This is a genomic window from Halorubrum trapanicum, from assembly GCF_017873555.1.
In the GTDB taxonomy this organism is placed as follows: Archaea; Halobacteriota; Halobacteria; order Halobacteriales; family Haloferacaceae; genus Halorubrum; species Halorubrum trapanicum.
In genome coordinates, this window is record NZ_JAGGKE010000020.1 from 16,645 (window position 1) to 37,238 (window position 20,594).

Below are 20,594 nucleotides of genomic sequence, written 5' to 3' on the forward strand. Positions count from 1 at the left end.
CACGACCAGCACACTTTTATTATCTCCTTCTAATACCGGAACGATTCGATGCTGGACGTCGACCGCGGGGAGATAACCGACGGGCCGGTCGGACGAGTGCTGCTCGTCCTCGCCGCACCGCTCGTCGCGCAGAACGTCGTGTACGTCGCCAACGCGCTGATCGACACGTTCTGGCTCGGGCGGGTCGGCGAGGACGCGGTCGCCGCCGTCGGTCTCAGTCTCCCGATCCAGTCGCTGCTCGGCGCGACGGTGGTGATCGGCGCGGTGGGCACGCAGATCCTCGTCGCGCAGTACGCCGGCGGCGAGGACGAGTCGCGCGCGCGTCGCGTCGCGGTCAACGGCGCGCTCGTCGCGCTCGCGGTCACGGCGGCGGTCGCGATCCCCGTGGTCGTCTACGCCGAGGAGGTCGCCGCGCTGCTCGGTGCCGACCCCGCGCTCGCCGGCGCGACGGCGACGTACCTCGCGATCGTGATCGCCGTCCTCCCGGTCGGGGCCGTCGGCGACACCGTCGAGAACTGCTTCACGGCGTACGGCGACACCCGCGCGGTGTTCCACGTGAGCCTCGTCAGCGTCCTCGTCAACCTCGTCGCCGCGCCGGTCCTCATCTTCGGGGTCGGTCCGGTCCCGGAGCTGGGGGTGGCCGGCGCCGCGCTCGGCACCGCGCTCGCGGGCGTCGCCGGTCTCCTGTGGATCCTCGCGTACGCCGCCGGGATCGGGCGCGACACCTTCCGACTCACCCGCGAGGCGTTCGCGCTCGATCTCGCGACCGTCCGCGAGGTCGTCTCCGTGGGTCTCCCGCTCGGCGGCCAGCGCGGCGTGAGCGAGCTGGTGCGAGTGCTCGTCGTCGGTCTCGTCGCGATCGCCGGCGGCTCGGCGGGCGTCGCGGCGTACACGGTCGGCGCGCGGGTCGCGACGCTCGCGATCGTCCCGGCGCTCGGGATGCAGCAGGCGGCCCAGTCGATGATCGGACAGAACCTCGGCGCCAACGCCCCCGCGCGCGCTCGTCGGACGACGACCGTCGGCACCGGGATGGTCGTCGTCGGGTTCCTCGCGCTCGGCGCGGTCCAGTTCCTGTTCGCCGGCGGGATCGCGGACCTGCTCGCGCCCGACCTCACCGCGACGGGACGAGACCTCGCGGCCACGTACCTCCGGATACTCGGCGCCTCCTACTGGGCGCTCGGCGGCACGTACACCCTCTTGGCCGGGTTCAACGGCGCCTCCCGGACCCGCACCTCCTTCGTCGCCGACCTGGTCAAGTACTGGGCGATCCGGTTCCCGATCGCGGTCGCGGCCGTCCCGGTCGTGACGACGGTCAGCGCGTTCGGCGTCGCCGTGACGCCCGGACTGGGCTGGGGCGTCGAGGCCGTCTTCTGGGCGGTCGCCGTCTCGAACGTCGTCGGCTTCGTCGGACTCGGCGGCTACTTCCTGTACACGACCCGTCGCGGGATGTTCGCGAACGCCGCCGAGCGCGCGAGCGGTGGAGAGGGCGGAAGCGGTGGAGAAGGCGGAAGCGAAGGTGAGACCGTCGCGGAAGCGGCCGACGACGACTGAGGGCGGCCGAACCGGCGCCGCGAGCGGGTCGGGATTCCGTCAGTCCGCGAGCGGGTCGTCGCTCTCGACCACGGTCGCGAACTCGCCGTTCAGGTGCGCGAGCGCGACGCGGTGGGAGGTCTCCGGGTCGATCCGCTCGCCGTCGGGCGCCTCGCGGGCGTGCGTCGCGGTCGCGTCGGCGACGACGCGGACGTCGTAGCCGCGGTTTTCGGCCTCGCGCGTCGTCGTCGAGACGCAGTGGTCGGTGGTGAGTCCGCAGACGACGAGCGACTCGTGGCCCGCGTCGCGGAGCCACTCGTCGAGTCCGGAGTCGAGGAACGCGCCGTTGACCGACTTCTCGAAGGTCGGCTCCCCGTCGACGGGCGCCGTCTCCGGCTTCCACGCGAAGCCGGGGGCGTCGGGACGGAGCGGGGAGTCCGGCTCCGTCGAGGCGTGCCGGACGTGCGCGACGGGGCGACCCGCCTCGCGCCAGCGGTCGAGGAGCGCGGCCGCGGCCGCCTCGGCGTCGGGGTTGTTGCGCTCGCCCCACCCCGGTTCGTCGAAGCCGGTCTGGAAGTCGACGAGGAGGAGGACGGGATCGCCACGCTCGTCGGCGGCCTCGGCGCCGTCAGTCATCGCCCGGTCCCGCGGTGACGGAGGCGTCGAGATCGCCCGCGTCGTCGCCCGCGAACCGCCGCCACGCGCCGGGTTCGAGCAGGGACTCGGGCGCCTTCGGGTGGTCGCGGGTCGGGTCGAGGGGGCACTCGTCCGGGCTGGCGTCGTCGTCCTCGCGGAACAGGTACTGCCTCCACTCGCGGTCGCCCTCGGCGCCCCAGTCGCCGAGGTCGGCGTGGGGGCAGACCCCGTCGTAGTCGCCCATCCGGTCGCGGATCGTCTCGCGGGCGCGCTCGCCCGCCTCGGTGTCGGCCGTGATCCCCTCGAAGACGGCGCGGGGCTGGAAGGTGATCTCTAAGCCGACCGGCGAGTACCGGCTCTTCCGCTCGTCGTAGAAGGGGGCGCGCGAGGTCGGGAACAGCGCCTCGCCGCCGAAGCAGAACTCCCAGCGCGGCGTGTCCGGGTCGGTCGGGATGTCGTCGGGCCACGGAGACGGGTCGTGGACGTGGAGAAACTCCAGGACGTGCCAGAGCCGCTCGTGGTAGTGCGCCTCGCCCGGATCGCCTGCCGGGGGCTTGAAGAACACCGCGAGGGGCGCGCGGTCGGCGTGGTCGGGATAGGTGTCGAGATACTCCAAGAGGACGTCTCGTAGTCGCAACAGCGCGGCGGGGTCCGTGGTCGACTCGCAGGCCGCGTACAGGAGGTCCCCCTCGCGCTCGACCTCGATGCCGAAGTAGCAGGGGAACGGCGACCCGTCGCGCTCGCCCAGCATCGACTCGCGGAAGGTGCGGTAGTGCTCCTGAAGCCACGGCGACGCGTCGTCGAGCCGACCGTGGAGCGTCTCTTGGTCCAATAGCACGCCCTCGGTCCCGGCCTCGTTCATACGCGTTGTGGGGGAGAGACGGTCTTTTGGCTTTCGCCGGATCCGGCGCGATGAGAACGGCTTGGCGGCGCTATTTCAATCAGACTAGTGCGGTGGCGCGCGCCTTCGAGCGGCCGCCCTCGGCGGCCGCGAGAAGCGCGTGCGAGGTCGCCGGCGCGTAGCGCCGGCTGCCAGAGAATCTTCGATTCTCGCTGGAGTCGGCCGACCGGAGCGAAGCGGAGGGAGGCCGACGAGGCTGGGGAGGTGTGAGGCGCGGGGCTGTGCTGTGCGGAGTGGGATTCAAAGGGGCAGTCGCGAGGGCGCCGTAGGCGAAGCAAGCACCGCAGCGAGGGAGCGGAGCGACCGAGTGAGGAGCGCAGCGAGCGTACGGCGCCCTCGCGACTGGGGCTTTGGCGGTGTTCGCCGCCGATTCGCGATCAGCTATTTATAAGCGAGCGACTGGGGCTTTGGCGGTGTTCGCTAGCAATCCGCCGACGAGGAGACACGAACCACGGGACGGTGACGCCCCGACGCAGATGCGATCAGTCGCTTACCACCGCGAATCGCGACGCGTCGCTCTCCTCGGTCGGCGCGGTGAAAAGCGACACGCCCAGGGTGAGCGCGCCGGACAGGACCATCAGCCCGAGCGCCACGTCCCAACCGCCGAGGACAGTCCGCGGCAGCGTCGGGACGACCGGCAGCACCGACGAGAGCACCACGAGCAGGTACGTCGCCTGCGGGACCGCGACGCCGACGACCATCCCCGTCCGCGTCGTCCGCGGCCAGTAGAGCGCGCAGATCACGGGGAACGCGAGCAGCGCGAACCCGGAGAACGCGGTGTCGCCGACCTCGATCAGCGTTCCCGGCCGGAAGAGGCTCGCGACGAACGCCAGCGTCGCGAACGCCGCCACGCCGATCCGCGCGATCCACGCCTCGCGCCGCTCGGAGGCGTCCGCGTCGACCAGCGGGCGGTACAGGTCCCGGGTGAAGTACGACGACCCCGACAGCAGCATCGAGTCCGACGAGGACATCATCGCGGCCATCGCGCCCGCGACGACGAGCGCCGTGAACCACGCCGGGGTGTACTCGCCGAGCACGACCGGCAGCACGTTGGCGTCCTCGGGCACCGTGACCGGCGTGCCGGCCGCCCACGCGCCGAGCATGAACGCGGGGAGGAACAAGAGCAGTACCAGCACGGGCCACAGCGCGAACGACCGCTTCAGCGTCGCGGCCGACTTCGCGACGAAGAACCGCTGGTTGATCTGCGGGAACATCGTCACCCCGAACGCGATGGTGACCGCCGAGGAGACGATGAATCCGGGCGTGTACGCCCCGCCGCCGAAGCTCCCGAACTCGGGTCTGGCCGCCAGCATCCCCTCGGTCGCGGCGCCGACGCCGCCGAGCGCCGAGACGACCCACGCCGCGGCGACCCAGACGATGGAGAGCATGAACAGCCCCTGGAGCGTGTCCGTCCACGCCACGCCGCGGAGGCCCGCGACGGCGACGTAGAGGATCATGAACCCCGTGATGAGCGCCGCGCCGCCCCAGTAGGGCACCGCGCCGTCGGTGAGTCCGACGAGCGCCTCGCCGGCGCCCATCTGCTGGAGCATCACGTACGGGAACAGCCACAGGAGGCTCACGCCCGCGACCAGCGCGCGCAGGCCGACCGAGCCGAACCGGTCGCCGAGCATCTCGCCGAGCGTCACGTAGCTGTTGCGGGCGCCGATCAGCCACTGCTTGTAGCCGATCACGTACCACAGCACGGCGAACAGCACGCCGTCGAGGGTTCCCATCACGATCAGCCACTCGGGACCGGCGGCGTACGCGAGGTTCGGCCCGCCGAAGAAGGTGAACGCGGACAGCAGCGTCGCGAACGTGGTGAATAACAGGACGAGCGTCCCGATAGACCGGCTCGCGAGGTAGTAGTCCTCCGCCGTCGTCTCCGAGACGCGGTACGCGACCAGCCCGAGCGCGAGCGCGACGACGAGGTAGCCGACGACGACGCCGAGCGAGAGACCGAGCGTCACGGGCGGTCACCCCCGCGGTCGACGGCCCCGTTTACGGTCCGGTCAACGGACCCGGCCGCGGGCCGCCGCCCCATCCCGCGCTCCCACGCGCCGCTCCGGACGAACAGCGCGAACAGGGCCGCGCACAGCCCCAGCCACGCCACGTGCCACCAGATCCACACCGGCAGCCCCGCGACGACGCGGTCGACGCCCCACAGCGGCCACGGCACCGCGAACGCGACGAGTATTGCGAACGTCGGTATCCACACGAGATCGCTCCGTAAGCGCGTCATGTGAGACGACACTACTTCTATAAACACTAAGAACTATTGGATGAGTTTGAAAGTGGGTGTTGGAGAGAAATTTTCTTCAATAACCGTCGCCGGAGGGGCGTGGCGATAGCTATTTTCCGCGAGGGACGAAACGTAACACGGGCGGCTTCTCCCGCCCGATATCACCATTCACCCATCATGAAAGACACAGAAAAATACCTGATTCACGCCACCATCGCGGCCGACGGCGTCGTCGAGCGGAGCGACGTCGTGGGGGCGGTGTTCGGCCAGACGGAGGGGTTGCTCGGCGACGAGCTGGACCTCCGCGACCTCCAGGAGTCCTCGCGCGTCGGCCGGATCGACGTCGCCGTCGAGTCCGAGAACGGCCAGTCGTTCGGCGAGGTCACCGTCGCGTCCAGTCTGGACAAGGTCGAGACCGCCATCCTGGCGGCCGCGCTGGAGACCATCGACCGCATCGGTCCCTGTCACGCCTCCGTTGAGGTGACGAGCATCGAGGACGTGCGGGCGGCCAAGCGCCGCGAGGTCGTCGAGCGCGCCAAGGAGCTGATCGCCGGCGGCTTCGAGGAGACGAGCCTCGCGAGCAGCGACGTGTTAGACGAGGTCCGCGACGCCGCCCGCGTCGAGGGCATCGTCGACTACGAGGGACTCCCCGCCGGCCCGCGGGTCGGCGACTCCGACGCCGTCATCGTCGTCGAGGGGCGTGCGGACGTGTTGACGCTGCTCGACTGCGGGATCAAAAACGCCGTCGCGGTCGAGGGGACGAACGTCCCCGAGGCGGTCGCCGACCTGACCGCCGACCGGACCGTCACCGCGTTCCTCGACGGCGACCGCGGCGGCGAGCTGATCCTCCGCGAACTCGCGCAGGTGGGCGAGGTCGACTACGTCGCGTTCGCGCCGCCCGGCGAGTCCGTCGAGGACCTCGACCGCGACGCCCTCTTCGAGGCGCTCCGCGGGAAGGTCCCGTACGCCAGCCTCGCGGACGCCGCCGACCTCCGGGCGGCCGCCAGCGACGAGGAGGTCCCCGACGGCGACGACCCCGGGTCGGTCGCCCGCGTCGGCGACGGCGGGGCGGTGCCGGGCGATTCCCCCGGGGACGACTCGGCCGGACCGTCGACCCGTTCGACTGAATCGCCGAGCGGTGAGTCGGCGGACGAACCGGCCGAGCCAGCGAGCGAACCGGCCGAGCCGGCGGACCCCGAACCGACGGAGACCGACGAGGACCTCGATTCGGTCGCCGACGACCCCGAACCGGCGACCGACGCCGACGAACCCGACTCGGCGACGAACGACGGTCTCGACGCGGATCCGGTGGACGAATCGGACGCCGAGCCGGTCGAGAGTTCGGCCGAGCCGGTCGAGGAATCGGAGACCGACGAGACCGACGACGACTCCGACGAACCGCGGTCGATGGCGGCGCACGTCAGCGAGGTCGTCGACGGGGGGACCGGGCGCGCGCGGCTCCTCGGCGACGAGCTCGACGTCCTCGACGAAGTCGACGCCGCGGACGCGTTCGACGCGGTTGAGAGCGCCGAGACCGCGCCGGAAGCGGTCGTCGTCGACGGGACCGTCGACCAGCGGCTGCTCGACGTGGCCGCACAGCGCGGCGTCGGCGACCTGGTCGGCCGCGACCTCGGCGAGTTCGTGAAGCGCCCGGTCGGGACCCGGGTGCTGACGGCGGCGGACCTCCGCGCCGGGAGCTGACGATATGAGGCGGTCGGCGTCTTTCGTTTATAAGTAGTTGACCGCGGATCGGCGACGAACACCGCTGAAGCCCCAGCCGCTCGGCTGTACGACAGTGATTCTTATAAATAACTGATCGACACGAGCACCACCGAAGCCCCAGCCGCGAGGCAGGCGCACACTCGCTGCGCTCCTCGCTCAGTCGCTCACGCTGTTCGCTCCTTCGCTGCGGTGCTTACGTCGTCTGCGCCTGCCTCGCGGCTGCCCCTTCGATTCCCGCCTCGCACGGCACCGCAGCCTCACGCCTCCCCAGCCTCGTCGCGGGCGGCCGCCGCCCCCCCCCCCCCCCCCCCCCCCCCCCCCCCCCCGCGGGGGGGGCCCCCCCCCGCCCCAGCCCCCCCGGGGGCCCCAACCCCCCCCCACCCGCCCCCGCGCCCGCCCCCCCCGGGGGGGGGCCCCCCCCCCCCCCCCCGCGACTCCCTCGCACGCGCTCCTCGCGCCCTGCGGGCGCTCGGAGGCGCGCGCCACCGCACCTTATAAATCGCGTCGCCAGTACCGGCTCACACCAGTCCGACCGCGCCGAGCAGCGCGAACAGCGCGTCGCCGTACGTCAGCGAGACGACGAGCCCGACGGCCATCGGGACGACGAACGGCATCCCGGGCGAGACCAGCACGCGGTCCTCGCGGGCGACGACGTCGAGACCGTCGCGGAGCGTCGCGGCGTCGGTGCCGTAGGCGCCGTGATCGATCTCGTCGAGGAAGCGCTCGGCCGCCCAGGGGTCGACCGCGGTCCCCCCGTCCGGAGCCGCGTCGTCGCCTGCGCGCCCCCCATCGGTCCGCGGCCCGACCTGAGTCCCCCCGTCGGTCGGGTCGAACGTCTCGTCGACCGAGGCCGGGTCGCGAAGCCCCTCCGAGTCGCTCCGCAGGTCCGCCAGCGTGATCCCGCGCCAGCGGAGGTACATCCGGAGCGCGTCGAGGTCGAGTCCGCCCCGGGTGGGTCCGTCCGGGTCCTCGAACAGCCGCCCGTGTCGGGCGGGCAGCGAGTCGGTCGCGACCGGCCGCGCGAAGAACATGCTCGACGAGACCTCGCCGCGAACGAGGTTGAGAACGGCGAGACCGACCGGATAGGCGAGACCGAGCAGGACGGTGTTCGTGAGGATCGTCAAGGAGAACACGCCGAGGTCGGTGCCGACGAGCGGGAAGAGGAGACCGGCGACCTCGTAGGCCGGGAACGTCGGGAATATCACCGCGAGCGCGATCATCGCCTTGGCGTCGGCGCCGCCGAACGCGCCGAGATACCAGAACGCGTAGCCGAGCGGCGCGACGAACAGCAGGCTGATCGCGGCCCGCACGAGGAAGATTCGCCCGTCGAACCCCGCGAACGGCCACAGCGAGACCGCCTCCCAGACGAGAAGCACCGCGCCGAACAGGTACAGCGGCGGCCAGATCCGGTTCGGAAGGCGTCGGGTCCGGACGTCCCGGATCGCCGCCCACGCGAAGACGGGGACGACAAGCAGTCGGAGGAGGTCCGGCAGCGTCGCGAACATGTCCCCACGGGGGAGACCGGCCCAATTAGGCGTTCGGGTTCGGCTATCGCGAGCGATAGCGCCCTGCGGTCCGCCGGGCGGCTCGATCCGCAATCCGCCGGGGCTTTGTGAGTCGACCGCCGACCCGGTCGCAATGCGCCGCCGCCTCGGCACGAGCTGCTACGCCGGCCTGCTGTTCACCGTCCTCGGCCTCGTCGCGTGGGCGACCGGCCAGCCGTTCGTCTTCCCGAGCCTCGGCCCGTCCGCGTTCGTCCTCGCGTTCGACCGCCGGAGCGAGCGCGAGCGCGCCGTCCGCGTGGTCGGCAGCCACCTGATCGGCGGACTCGCGGGGCTGGCGGCGTGGACGTTCGTCGCGGACGGCGCCGCGCTGACGGCGACGCCGCCCGCATTCTCTCCCGAGGGCTTCCGGTTGACCGCGAGCGCGGTCGCCTCGCTCGTCGCGACCAGCTGGGCGATGATCGCGACCGGAACGGTCCATCCGCCCGCGTGCGCGACGACGCTCATCGTCTCGCTCGGCCTCCTCTCGGCCCCGTCCGAAGTGGCGATCATCGTCGCGAGCGTGACCGTCCTCGTCGCCTTCCACGCCGTCGTCATCCTCGCGTTCAAGCGGCTCGTCGGGGACGCGCACCCGCTGTACGGGCGGGACGACGCGGGAGAGGGAGGCGGTTCGATCTAACCGTCAGGCCGGTCCGGCCGCCGGTCGAACACGTCGAGGATCGGGGCGGGATCGGCGAGTCCCGGGATTCGGTACTCGTCGTCGCGGAGTTCGATCACAATCGTCTCGGTGTCGAGCCGCCGGTCGAGCCGCCCGCGTTCCACTCGCAGGCCGGTCTCGTCCCACGGCTCGACGCGCCACAGCGCGACGCCGAACAGGCGGTCGCGGGCGACGAGCGCGTCGTCGCCGGCACGGTACTCGACGAGTCCGTACCGGAGCTCGTGATCGAGCGCGGCGAGCGCCAGCGGGACCCCGACCCCGACCGCGGCGAGAGTACCGGCGGTCGGCCAGTCGCCGCCGACCGCGAACAGGAGACCGACGAACGCGAAGACGCCGGTGACGTACCACAGCCCCGGATGATCCAGGGGGGTCGTCAACGCCCCCGCGACCCGCGAGCGCCGTGGCTGGCGAACCGTCTCGACCGGCTCCGCGAGCGACCCGTCGACCGGCTCCGGCGGGGGCGGGTCGTAGGAGAACCCCAGATCGAGCGCCGACGACTCGTCGAACGCCGCCAGCCGGTCGCCGTACAGCCCCGCGAGGTCGAACCCGAACTTCACCGCGACGATCCCGAGCAGGAGCGGGAGTCCGATCGCGGCGGGGTCGATCGCGGAGATCGGTGCGTCGTCCTCCAGGGTCCCCGCGCCGAGGACGGTGACGGTGAACATCGCGCCGAGGAAGATCGCCGCACCGCGGGCGAACACGCCCGTGACCGCCGTCTGCGCGCTGTGGTCGCGATGCTCGCCGCGCCCGAAGTACTCGACGAGCGTCGTCGCTCCCTCGCCGACGAACACGGCGAGGATCGCGAGCGTCACGGTGTCGAGCGCGTTCGGCGACAGACTCCCGTCGACGACGACGCCGACCGTGAGCACCCCGACGAACGCCCAGACGACGGCGAGGATCGGTACCACAATCGGGAGCACGAGCAGCGACGAGAGCCGGATCTGAACGTCGGTCCGCGGGAGCGACAGCCCGACCCGGCGCTGCGCGAGCGGCCCGGAGATCAGCACCTCGCGTTCGACCTCGGACGGCCGCCCGGCGAACAGCCCGCGGACGACGGCCCAGCCGGAGGCGATCCCGAGTTCGAACCAGTACAGCGTCATCAGCGCGGCCGCGTTCCAGCCGAGCGCGACGACCCCGACGAGCGGCAGCAGGTTAGCGATCGCGACCGAGATCGCGCGCGGTCGACGGCCGCGACCGAGCGCCCGAATCCGGTCGGCAAATCGGAGGGAGGGCATCCGCGGGTCGTTTCGGGTCGTCGCACATAAGCGGACGGGAGCAGAGGGGAGTAAATGAGAGCGGACGGGAGTAGATGAGAGCGGACAGGAGCGGACGGGAGTAGATGAGAGCGGACAGGAGCGGACGGGAGTAGATGAGAGCGGACAGGAGCGGACGGGAGCAAACGAGTGTCCTCGGCGTCGGCGCGACGTCCGACCGGATCGGCCGAGACGCGACCGGCTTTCAGCGCGCCGGGCCGGCGTCGCGGTGGAGGTACAGGTACGCGAGCACCGGGAGGATCGTGAACACGAGCGTCGAGAGTCCCCAGACGACCGCGTAACGGCTCCCGCGCGCCCTCGCGTCGCGGTAGATCCAGGCCGCGGCGGCGACGACGACGCCGTAGATGACGAGCGTGAGCGGGAGCGACCACGGGAGGGAGACGCCGAAGAGGCTCATGGGTCACCGGTGAGGTCCGCGCACATTACGAAGTCGGGTTCGGCCGCGACCGGGACGCGGTTCGCCCCGGTGTCGCTCACGTGCTCGACCGTCTCGGGGATCAGCACGCGGGCCTCGTCGGCGTCGACCGCGGCGGCGTCGGCGGCGACCGCGTCGTACAGCGCCCCCGCCGCGTCGACGTCGCGCCACGCGGCGACGCCGTACGTCGCGATGCGGGTGGTCTCCCCGTCGACCTCGCGCTCCGTGACGCGGGTCCGGACCGCGAAGCCGGCGACGGCCTCCCGGCCGGCGACCGCGATCAGCCGGCCCTCGGCGGCCGCGGTCGCGAGCCGCTCGCGGGTGAGCTGCGAGCAGGCCCACGACTCGTCGGGGTCGAGCGCGAGACCGCGCAGGTGGTCGCGGGCGTCGCTGTCGCTCCAGAACGCCCACGCGGCGTTCGGGTCGGGGTCGTCGAGGGCGTCGAAGTCGGTCGGGCCGGGGTTGGCCGCGGCGTCGTCGGGGTCGGTCGCGTCGGCGTCGAGCGCGTCCGCGTCGGGTTCCGGCTCCGCGAACCGGAACTCGGTCTCCGGTTCGAAGCCGACCGCGCGCGACTGACCGAGTCCCATGACGTTCCACGAGAACACCATGTTGCGGCAGACGGCCGCGCCGCGCTCGCGCGACCAGTCGAGCGCGGCCTCCGAGAGCGCGGTGCCGACGCCGTGGCCGCGCGCGGCGGGGTCGACGCGGATCCCCTGTCCCCACGCCTCCCACTCCGACAGCGAGACGGCTTGGATACAGCCGACGACCGCCTCCGGATCGCCCCGGTCGGCGGCGCCGTCGCCCTCGCCCTCGACGTGGGTGTCGCCCGGTTCTCGGCCGTCGAGGTCGCCGGCTTCGGCGGCTTCCGGAGACAGCGTCGCGACGAACGTGCCGCGGTCGGGGTCGTCGGACTCGGCCCAGTCGGGAAACACCCGCGGGATGTAGTCGTCGTGGCGCTCGCCCCACGTGTCGCGCGTGAACGCCGCGACCGCGTCGGCGTCGGCGGGACGGGCCTCGCGGACGACGACCGGCGGGTCGCCGGCGTCGCTCCCTCGCCCGGTCATCGCCAGGGCTGCGACTCCTCGGTCAGTTCGCCGGCGAGGTCGCGGCCCATCGCCTCGTCGGGGTCCGAGCGGTTCGCGAGCGCCCACATCAGCTTCACCTTCGCGGTGCCGGGAAGGGTGTCACCGGCCTCGACGACGCCCGCGTCCAGCAGGTCGCGGCCGGTGTCGTACACCCGGTCGCAGACCCGCCCGGCGAGACACTGGCTCGTCATCGCGACGACGGTACCGCCCTCGACCAGCTCCCCGATCCGCGGGATGAGGTCGGTGTGGACGTGGCCGAGCCCGGTCCCCTCGATCACGACGCCGTCCTTGTCGTCGAGGTACTCCCACGCGGCCGGGTCCATCCCGGGCGTGAACTTGACGAGTTCGACGTCGCCGTCGAGGTCGAGCGCGAGGTCGACGTCGGCGCCGCTCTCGTCCCCGTCCGCGTCGGCCGCGCCGCGTGCGAGCGGCTCGCGGTTCCACTCGATCGCCGCGTCGGCCGCGTCGCCCTCGGCGCCCGCCTCGGCGGCGGCCTCGTAGTCGATCAGGCCGAGCGGGGCGGCGCCGACCGTCTCGAAGGCGTCGCGGCGGGAGGTGTGGTTCTTGCGGACGCGCGTGCCGCGGTGGAGCGCGCAGGCGTCGTCGGAGGGCGCCGCGTGCATACACACGAGCGTCTCGGCGTGGTCGGCCTTCGCGGCCTCGACCGCACAGACCGCATTCATCACGTTGTCGGAGGAGGGGCGGTCCGCGGAGCGCTGGCTCCCGGTGAACACGACCGGGACCGGCGAGTCGAGCATGAAGGAGAGCGCGGACGCGGAGTACTGCATCGTGTCGGTGCCGTGCATCACGACGACGCCGTCGGCGCCGGACTCGATCTCCTCGGCGACCGCCGCGGCGAGCTCGCGCCAGATGGACGGATCCATGTTCTCCGAGAGGATGTTCGCGACGACCCGGCCGCGGTAGTTCGCGCGCCCGGCGAGCTCGGGGACGGCCCGGAGGACGTCCTCGGCGTCGAACTGGGCGGTGACCGCGCCGGTCCGGTAGTCGACGGTGGAGGCGATGGTCCCGCCGGTGGAGATGAGCGAGATCGTGGGCAGGTCGTCGTCGAAGGTGATCTCCGAGGTGGCGTCGCCGCCGTCGTCGGTCTCGGCCGCGGGGTCGACCTCGCGGACGCCGGACTCGAGCACCTCGACGTCGGCCGCCTCGCGGTCGATCCCGACGTTGTACCCGCCGTCGAGCTTGACGACGAGGTGGTCGCGCGTCGTGGAGGGGAGCAGTACGCCCTCGTTGGTGACGCCCCCGCGCTCGACGCGGACGCGATCTCCCGGTTGCATACGACCGGATTCCCCCGGGGCGGACTTGAATCCAACCGTTCGACGCGGGAAGAGGGACGACGAAAGAACGCGGGGACGAAAGCGAAGCGAGGAGGAGCCTGTGGCGGCGGAGACCGGCGGCTATCGACCGATCACGGGGGCGACGAGCGGCCGGGTCAGTGCTCGATATACTCGGCTTCCCAGTCGGTGCGCGCCTCGATTTCGCGGCGACCCCGTCGAGTCAGCGTGTAGTAGTTGGTACGGCGGTCGCGCTGACCCTTCTCGACGAGTCCCTTCTCGACGAGCGTGTCGAGGTTCGGGTAGAGGCGGCCGTGGTGGATCTCCTTTTCGTAGTACTCTTCGAGCTCCTCTTTGATAGCCAGCCCGTGCGGCTCGTCGAGCCCCGCGATCACGTAGAGCAGGTCGCGCTGAAAACCTGTGAGGTCGTACATACAACTGCTCGTACATACCTGTCGAAAATAAATAAATATACCGTTACATCAGTATTCGTACGACCACACCGCAGGCCGTACCTCGCCGCAACGGACGCACTCGTTCTGTCAACTCCGCAACTCTCGCTCGGGACCGATTCGATGTGTACAGCCGGAAGGTCGTTTTTGCGGACTGATACGTGTCGCAGGTTCGGTGACACGCGGGGTCGGCCGCGTCCGAAGTCGTCACGGGGGCGCACGCACGGGGAGAACGGGCGCGTTCGGGTCGGCACGGATGCGGAGAGCGCGGCGTGCTTCGGTCGGACGGGGGACGGAGAGACGCGACGCTGGCGGTCAAGTATCGGAAGAAGGCACGCCCGACGCGGAAAAAAGCCGCGTCGGGCCTGCCGATTGGTCCCCGCTGACGCTTCGGCCCTCCAGACGAAGCGTCACCTGTACGTAGCGGGTAGAACGGCATAAACGTGTCGTACGTCGCTCACATGTGTTCTTCTTCTAACACCCAGCCGAGCGCGCGCTTGTAGTGGGTGAACAGCTCCTCGACGCCGCGGTGGTTCATCTCCTCGTCCTCTAACTGCTCGCGGAGGAACTCGTACTGCTCTCTGACCTCCTCTTCGGAGCGCATACCGGGAGAAGGGCTGCCGGCCGGATAGTGTTGTGGCCGAGGGGATCCGGGCGGTTACCGGTACCACGCGACGAGAGGGCCGGCTATCAGCAGCACGCCGACGGCGGTCAGTACGCCGCCGAGACGCGGCGACCCGTTAAGCGTCGTCATGCCGAGTACCATCGTCACGCCGATCATCGTCGTCAAAAGGCCGGTCACCAGGAATACGGCACCCCACACGATATCGGGGACCAGTTTGGCTACCTCACCGATCAGAACGTCGATGATGTCGTCGAGCATGGGGACCAGACGTGTGCCGGCAACGATTCTGTCGAACAAAATACTGCCGACGATCGGTGACGAACACCTCCAAAGCCCCAGCCGCGAGGACTCGCGCCCGGTGGGCGCTCATCGGCACGCGCCACCGCCTCGTTTACTTTTTAAAATGTCGTCGTCGCGGTCGCGGGCGAACGGTAACGTTGATACGTCGACCGCGGGTAGGGAGGGAGAGATGGACGACCGGACCCGCGAGTACCTCCGGGGTCGCTTCGGCGACTACTACCGGTCGGTCTCGCTGTCGCTCCCGCCCGACGCGAACCTCCGCGAGTGGGGCCACATCCCGTGGACCCCGGGGTCGGGGACGACGATGGTCCGCCACCAGTCGCTGTACGACCTCGGCGACGTCGACACGTTCTTCGCCGACAACGCGCCCCGACACGCCTACTTCTCGGCCGCGCGCTACGACGATCCGGGCGCCGCGACGATGGGACAGAAGGGGTGGCGGAACGCCGACCTCGTCTTCGACCTGGACGCCGACCACCTCCCCGACGTCGACCCGGATTCGACCTCCTATCCCGAGATGCTCGCGACGTGTAAGGACGCCCTCCTGCGCCTGCTCGATTTCATCGACGACGACTTCGCGTTCGAGGACGTGACCGTCGTCTTCTCGGGCGGGCGCGGCTACCACGTCCACGTCCGCGACGAGAGCGTCCGTGATCTCGACAGCGACGCGCGCCGCGAGATCGTCGACTACGTGCGCGCGATCGACCTCGACACCGACGGTCTGATCCGGACCGTCTCCGACCGCGGGACGACGAAGCGCGTCCTCCGCACCGAGGGCGGCTGGGGCGCGCGCGTCCACGACGCCCTGGTCGACTACGCCGACGACCTCCGCGAAATGGACGACGAGGCCGCGCGCGAGCGGCTCATGGAGTTCGACGGGATCGGTGAGAAAGGGGCGAAGACGATCCTCGGCGCGTTCGACCACAACCCGACCGCGGTCCGGGAGGGCAACGTGGAGGCCGGCGGCCCGGGCGTCCGCCGGCTCGTCTCCGCGCTCGCCTCGCGCGTCGCCGCGGCCGAGGCCGCGCCGATCGACGAGCCGGTGACCACCGACACCCGGCGGCTCATCCGGCTGCCGGGGACGCTCCACGGCGGCTCCGCCCTGGTCGTCACGCCGCTCGACCGCGACGAGCTGGCCGACTTCGACCCCCTCCGGGACGCGGTCCCCGACCGGTTCGTCGGCCGCGAGATCCGGATCGAGACGGACGCGGATCGGACGGTAGAATTAAACGGCGAGCGCGTCAGAGTTGAATCCGGTAGAAACACCGTGCCCGAGTTCGCGGGAGCGTTCCTGATGGCCCGCGGCGAGGCGCGGAAAGCCCCCGAACGATGACCGACGACAAATGAACCTCGACGAACTCCGGTCCGCGCAGGCGAAGGAGCGGCGGAAGGACAGCCTCCAGCACCTGCGGGACTCGTTTTACGACGACGTGGGCGCGTACGTCGCGGACTTACGCGCCGCGCGCGACCGCCGCGCCGAGCAGGTCGACAACCCCTTCGAGGACGACGACGTCCGCCGGCTCTCCGACGAGGTCGAGACCGCCGAGGAGGTCGCCGAGGCGCTCTACGAGCGCCGGGTCGGCAAGGTCGTCAAGCTCGCCTCCTTCGCCGCGGCCGACATGTCCGTCGACGAGGAGGGGATGACGACCGAGGAGCGCCGGCTGTTCGACGACCTCGTCGATCGCATCACCGCGAACAAGTCGCAGGTGCTCGACGTCCTCGCCGGCGAGTCGCCCGTTCCGGACGAGCCGGCTATCTCGGACGAATCCCCGGTTTCGGACGAACCGGAGCAGCCGGCCGGGGCGGGCCAAACGCCAGCGGTCGAGGAACCCCAACCGACCGCCGACACGGAGGCGACCGGCTCGGAGCGAACCGAGTCGCCGCCCGCCGACACAGGCGCTCTCGCCGGTGCGATGGGCGGCGACGACGGCGAGTCGTCCCCCGACGCGTCGCCGGAGTCGCGCGAGGGCGACGAACTCCCTCCGTCCGGGTCAGCTGAGGAGGACGACGGCGGGACGACGCCGGTACCGCCCGATCCGGCGCCCCCCGGAGCCGTCGGTGTCGACGCCGAGAGCGGAGAGACCGACGGTCTCGGCGACGCCGCCCCCGCCGCCGCCGATCTGGCGGACGACGCGGAGGGGGAACCGGACCCCGGAGCGACGACGGACGGCGGGGCGGTCCCCGAAGCGGCGGCGGCCAACGAGCCGGGCGTCGAGTCCGGACCGGGGGAGTCACCCGACCGGGCGACCGTCCGGATCACTCGCGACGTGGGGGCCATCTTCGGCGTCGACGAGCGGGAGTACGAGCTCGCGAGCGAGGACGTGGTCTCGCTCCCGGTCGAGAACGCCGACCCGCTCGTCCAGCGCGACGCGGCCGATCGGATCGACTGACCGGAGCTGATGGCACCCCCACCGACCGCCGATCGGTCCGACGCCGACGGAGGATCCGATTCTCCCGGAATAACGCGTATTACGGCCGTGTTTGGCGCTGCCGCGACGGTTCTTTCGCTCGGCGGTATCGCCCTCGGAGTCCTGCTCGACCCGACCTTCTCGTGGACGACCGACGCGCTCTCCGACCTGGGCGTCCGCGACGGGAGCGCCCCCGCGTTCAACTGGGGGTTGATCGGCGGCGGGGCGGCGGGCGTTCTCTACGCAGCGGATCTCGGGCGAGGCGGCCGGTCTCTCCGAGCCGCGCTCCTCGCGCTGGCGATGATCGCGATGGCCGGCGTCGGCGTCTTCGACCTCACCGAACCGCTCCACGGTCCCGCCGCGATCGGGTTCTACGGACTCATTACGCTGGTTTTCGCCGTCGACGGATGGACGAGGCGCGGGGAGGCGACCGGCCGCGTCGCGCTCGCGTTCGCCCCGGTTCACGTCGCCGTCTGGGCGACGTTCGTCGCCGGCTGGTGGCCCGTGACCGGACTCGCGCTGCCGGAGCTTCCCGGCGCGCTCATGCTCGCCGCGTGGGTGTGGGTCGTCGGCCCGGCGCCGGTGAGCGGAGCGGCTCGCTCTCGCGCAGGCGAGTCGGGCGGGTCGAGTGAACCCGACGACCCGAGCGGGTCGAGCGGATCCGGCGATCCGACCGACGGACACTAACGCCGCGGGCGGCTACGGGCGGTCGATGAAGCTGGAGTTCCTCGGCGGCGCCCGCGAGGTCGGCCGGAGTGCCCTCCTCGTCGACGACACCCTCCTGCTGGACTACGGACTCCTGACCGCCGACCCGCCGCGGTACCCGGTGCGAGACCCCGAGCCGGACGCGGTCGTCGTCTCGCACGGGCACCTCGACCACGTCGGGGCGGTCCCGGCGCTGCTGAAGGGCGACCGCCGGCCGCCGGTCCACTGGACGCCGCCGACCGGCGAACTCGCGCGGACCCTCGCCGAGGACACGCTGAAGCTCCACGGCAACAGCCCGCTGTGTCCGTTCGGCGCCGAACACGTCGCGCGGCTTGGCGAGGTCGAGCGGCGGCACGGCTACGGCGACCCCTTCCCGGTCGCGGGCGGAACCGACGGCGGCGGCTACGAGGTGACGCTGTTCTCGGCGGGGCATATTCCGGGTTCCGCGCACGTCCTCGTCGACGACGGCGAGGCGCGGCTGCTGTACTCCGGCGACTTCCACACCGACGACCAGCGCCTGGTCGCGGGGACGACGGCGCGGCCCGACGCCGACGTCGTGGTCTGCGAGTCCACCTACGCCGACGTGACCCACGAGGACCGCGCCGCGGTGGAGTCGGCGTGGGCCGACCGCGTCGAGCGGACGATCTGGGAGGGCGGCACCGTCGTCGCGCCCGCGTTCGCGATCGGTCGGACGCAGGAGCTGCTCCTCGTCGCGGCCGCGCACGGGATCACGCCGTACGTCGACGGGATGGGCGTCGGGGTGACGGAGATGCTCCGGCAGTATCCGTCGTTCCTGCGCGACTCCGGGGCGTTCGGCGAGGCGGTCGGCCGCGCCCGCGTCGTCACGGGACGCGACGGGCAGCGCGAGCGGATCGCCGCCGAGAACGCGCTCATCGTCACCACCTCGGGGATGCTCGCGGGCGGCCCCGTTCACACCTACCTCCCGGAGATCCGGACGAACCCGACGAACCTCGTGACGCTGACGGGGTACCAAGTGGAGGGGACGCCGGGACGAGAGCTTCAGGACCGCGGACAGTTGGAGCTGAACGGCCGGGTTCAGCCGGTGAGCGCGCGAGTCGAGTCGTACGACTTCTCGGCGCACGCCGACCGCGGAGGGCTGGAGTCGTTCCTGGAGGCGTACCGGGACGCGCAGGTATTGGTGAACCACGGCGACCGCTGTGAGGCGTTCGCGGAAGACCTGCGTGAGGACGGGTTCGCGGCGAGCGCGCCCGAGATCGGGGAGCGGATCGAGCTGTGAAGGCCAGCAACTGCGATTTTACGCGGCAACTCGCGCGATCGTAAAAAGTACGATCGAAAACTACCTACTCCCCGCCGTCGGTATACGCCCAGTCGTCGAGCACGCGCTCGGCGACGGCGTTGGCCTCCGCCGGCGAGGGGCAGGAGCCGTCGACGACCTCTTGGGAGAGTTCGCCCGCGAGGTCGTACACCGCGGACCCGTCCGCGCGCTCCGCCACGCGCTCGAAGGTCGGTCGGTAGCCGGCGGCGGCGCGCTGGCCGATTTCGTCGATCGAGGCGTCGATGGTGTACTCGAGCTGCCGGACCGCTTCCTCGGGTCTCATACGCGGTACACCGGCCGCGACCCACTTAAAGGTACTCGGATTCGAAACTGAGTTAATTTCGTCCCCGAACCGACGTTTATACGCGTCGGGGGCGCGGACTGGGGGCATGACCGACGAAGCCGAGCGCGGCGCCGCCCCGGGCAATCGCGCCGACGAGACCTCCCCCGTCGCGGACCGCGCGGACGACGCCGCCGAGCGCGCCGCCGTCGCGAGACGCGCCGCAGAGGCGGGCGCCGCGGTCGCAAACGAGCGCTTCCGGAGCGACATCGACGTGGAGACGAAAGGCGAGGACGACGTGGTCACCGAGGCCGACCGCGCTGCCCAGCGCACCGTCATCGAGGCGATCCGCGAGTCGTACCCGGACGACGCGGTCGTCGGCGAGGAGGAAGACGAGCGCAAGACCGTGTCGGAGTCGGGCGCCGCGTGGGTTATCGACCCCATCGACGGCACGCACAACTACGTCCGCGACATCCGCGTGTGGGCCACCGCGGTCGCGGCCGTCGTCGACGGCGAGCCGGTCGCGGCCGCGATCGTCGCGCCCGCGCTCGGCGACACCTACACCGCCGACGCCGAGGGCGCGTACCGCAACGGCGAGCCGATCTCCGTGAGCGACGCGAGCGAGCCCCGCGCCGCGACCGTCGACCCGACGATCTGGTGGGCGTACGACGCCCGCGACGAGTACGCGCGCGCCTGCGAGGCGATCGTCACCCGCTTCGGGGACATGCGCCGGCTCGGCGCCGCGCAGGTGGTGCTCCCGACCGTCGCAGACGGCGGGCTGGAGGGGACGATCACGAACGTCGCCGCGAACCCGTGGGACACGGTGGCCGGCGTCTTCGTCATCCGGCAGGCCGGCGGGCGCGTGACGGACTTGGAAGGGAATCGATGGCGTCACGACTCGACCGGGTTGGTCGCCTCGAACGGCGCCCTCCACGACGAGGTCCTCGCGGCCGCGAACGAGATCGAATCGGACTGACACGTGGAGTACGGAGTGGTTTTCAATCGGTTCGGGGTCGTTGAGTAGCGAGATGAAGCGACCGCTCACTCGGGGCGGAACACCGCCAAAGCCCCAGCCGCTCGGCTATACGTCACTACTTGCTGATCGACGCTGAACACCGCCAAAGCCCCAGCCGCGACGGCTCGCGCGGCTTGCTGTCGTTCGAAAGGCGCTTCGCGCCTTTCGTGATGTCGTCAGAACGCTTCGCGTTCTGAC

The 20,594-nt window shown here is 71.3% G+C and carries 21 protein-coding genes; 8 read left to right on the forward strand and 13 right to left on the reverse strand.

The genetic code is table 11. The annotated features are described in order from the left end of the window. Positions 1-48: 48 nt before the first annotated feature. A complete protein-coding gene (locus tag J2744_RS14905; RefSeq protein ID WP_210114001.1) occupies positions 49-1,551 on the forward strand; it encodes an MATE family efflux transporter in 1,503 nt (500 codons plus the stop codon). A gap of 39 nt (positions 1,552-1,590) precedes the next feature. Here the strand turns inward: J2744_RS14905 and J2744_RS14910 are convergent, their stop codons facing one another. The 4 genes from J2744_RS14910 to J2744_RS14925 form a co-directional block, all read right to left on the reverse strand. Continuing rightward, positions 1,591-2,166 (reverse strand): cysteine hydrolase family protein, encoded by a 576-nt coding sequence (locus J2744_RS14910; protein WP_210114002.1) that lies wholly within the window; start codon positions 2,164-2,166, stop codon positions 1,591-1,593. Continuing rightward, positions 2,159-3,028: a YqcI/YcgG family protein gene (locus tag J2744_RS14915; protein ID WP_210114003.1), complete on the reverse strand. Its 870-nt coding sequence runs from the start codon at positions 3,026-3,028 to the stop codon at positions 2,159-2,161. Before J2744_RS14915 ends, J2744_RS14910 begins: the two co-directional genes overlap by 8 nt. A gap of 521 nt (positions 3,029-3,549) precedes the next feature. Beyond that, complete coding sequence (locus J2744_RS14920) at positions 3,550-5,034, reverse strand: sodium:solute symporter family protein (RefSeq protein WP_210114004.1); 1,485 nt, start codon at positions 5,032-5,034, stop codon at positions 3,550-3,552. Further along, a complete protein-coding gene (locus J2744_RS14925; protein ID WP_210114005.1) occupies positions 5,031-5,306 on the reverse strand; it encodes a DUF3311 domain-containing protein in 276 nt (91 codons plus the stop codon). The genes J2744_RS14920 and J2744_RS14925 overlap by 4 nt, the downstream gene beginning before the upstream one ends. Before the next feature lie 177 nt (positions 5,307-5,483). Between J2744_RS14925 and dnaG the strand changes: the two genes are divergently transcribed. Then, positions 5,484-7,007 (forward strand): DNA primase DnaG, encoded by a 1,524-nt coding sequence (dnaG, locus tag J2744_RS14930; protein WP_210114006.1) that lies wholly within the window; start codon positions 5,484-5,486, stop codon positions 7,005-7,007. A gap of 539 nt (positions 7,008-7,546) precedes the next feature. Here the strand turns inward: dnaG and J2744_RS14935 are convergent. After that, positions 7,547-8,533 (reverse strand): A24 family peptidase, encoded by a 987-nt coding sequence (locus J2744_RS14935; protein ID WP_210114007.1) that lies wholly within the window; start codon positions 8,531-8,533, stop codon positions 7,547-7,549. 133 nt (positions 8,534-8,666) lie between these two features. Between J2744_RS14935 and J2744_RS14940 the strand changes: the two genes are divergently transcribed. Continuing rightward, positions 8,667-9,209, forward strand: coding sequence for an HPP family protein (locus J2744_RS14940; RefSeq protein WP_210114008.1), 543 nt, complete (start codon positions 8,667-8,669; stop codon positions 9,207-9,209). Here the strand turns inward: J2744_RS14940 and J2744_RS14945 are convergent. From J2744_RS14945 to J2744_RS14975, 7 genes are all read right to left on the reverse strand, one after another. Further along, positions 9,206-10,483, reverse strand: coding sequence for a DUF6498-containing protein (locus J2744_RS14945; protein WP_210114009.1), 1,278 nt, complete (start codon positions 10,481-10,483; stop codon positions 9,206-9,208). The genes J2744_RS14940 and J2744_RS14945 overlap by 4 nt on opposite strands. A gap of 223 nt (positions 10,484-10,706) precedes the next feature. After that, the gene (locus J2744_RS14950; RefSeq protein ID WP_210114010.1) at positions 10,707-10,919 is read right to left on the reverse strand and encodes a hypothetical protein; all 213 of its coding nucleotides are present in this window, start codon (positions 10,917-10,919) and stop codon (positions 10,707-10,709) included. After that, the gene (locus J2744_RS14955) at positions 10,916-12,001 is read right to left on the reverse strand and encodes a GNAT family N-acetyltransferase (protein WP_210114011.1); all 1,086 of its coding nucleotides are present in this window, start codon (positions 11,999-12,001) and stop codon (positions 10,916-10,918) included. The genes J2744_RS14950 and J2744_RS14955 overlap by 4 nt, the downstream gene beginning before the upstream one ends. Then, on the reverse strand, positions 11,998-13,317 hold the full coding sequence (gatD, locus tag J2744_RS14960; protein ID WP_210114012.1) for a Glu-tRNA(Gln) amidotransferase subunit GatD: 1,320 nt from the start codon (positions 13,315-13,317) through the stop codon (positions 11,998-12,000). The genes J2744_RS14955 and gatD overlap by 4 nt, the downstream gene beginning before the upstream one ends. A 155-nt stretch (positions 13,318-13,472) precedes the next feature. Then, positions 13,473-13,748, reverse strand: coding sequence for a PadR family transcriptional regulator (locus J2744_RS14965; protein WP_004597247.1), 276 nt, complete (start codon positions 13,746-13,748; stop codon positions 13,473-13,475). A 475-nt stretch (positions 13,749-14,223) separates the two neighbouring features. Continuing rightward, positions 14,224-14,370 carry a hypothetical protein gene (locus J2744_RS14970; RefSeq protein WP_004597248.1) on the reverse strand — a complete coding sequence of 49 codons (147 nt, stop codon included), beginning with the start codon at positions 14,368-14,370 and terminating at the stop codon, positions 14,224-14,226. A 54-nt stretch (positions 14,371-14,424) separates the two neighbouring features. Next, complete coding sequence (locus J2744_RS14975) at positions 14,425-14,649, reverse strand: hypothetical protein (RefSeq protein WP_210114013.1); 225 nt, start codon at positions 14,647-14,649, stop codon at positions 14,425-14,427. Between the two features lie 211 nt (positions 14,650-14,860). On the opposite strand from J2744_RS14975, the gene priS reads away from it, so the two are divergent. The 4 genes from priS to J2744_RS14995 are packed head-to-tail and all read left to right on the forward strand — an operon-like array spanning position 14,861 to position 19,062. Next, entirely contained in the window at positions 14,861-16,024 is a 1,164-nt protein-coding gene (gene priS / locus J2744_RS14980; RefSeq protein WP_210114014.1) for a DNA primase small subunit PriS, read from the forward strand. Positions 16,025-16,034: 10 nt separating this feature from the next. Then, entirely contained in the window at positions 16,035-17,081 is a 1,047-nt protein-coding gene (locus tag J2744_RS14985; RefSeq protein WP_210114015.1) for a hypothetical protein, read from the forward strand. A 9-nt stretch (positions 17,082-17,090) separates the two neighbouring features. Next, a complete protein-coding gene (locus J2744_RS14990; RefSeq protein WP_210114016.1) occupies positions 17,091-17,786 on the forward strand; it encodes a DUF998 domain-containing protein in 696 nt (231 codons plus the stop codon). 25 nt (positions 17,787-17,811) lie between these two features. Beyond that, positions 17,812-19,062: an MBL fold metallo-hydrolase gene (locus J2744_RS14995; protein ID WP_210114017.1), complete on the forward strand. Its 1,251-nt coding sequence runs from the start codon at positions 17,812-17,814 to the stop codon at positions 19,060-19,062. Positions 19,063-19,126: 64 nt separating this feature from the next. On the opposite strand, the gene J2744_RS15000 is transcribed toward J2744_RS14995, so the two are convergent. After that, positions 19,127-19,384, reverse strand: coding sequence for a hypothetical protein (locus J2744_RS15000; protein WP_210114018.1), 258 nt, complete (start codon positions 19,382-19,384; stop codon positions 19,127-19,129). Between the two features lie 106 nt (positions 19,385-19,490). Here J2744_RS15000 and J2744_RS15005 point away from each other — a divergent pair, with 106 nt between their 5' ends. Further along, positions 19,491-20,357, forward strand: coding sequence for an inositol monophosphatase family protein (locus tag J2744_RS15005; protein ID WP_210114019.1), 867 nt, complete (start codon positions 19,491-19,493; stop codon positions 20,355-20,357). The last annotated feature ends 237 nt before the right edge of the window (positions 20,358-20,594 follow it).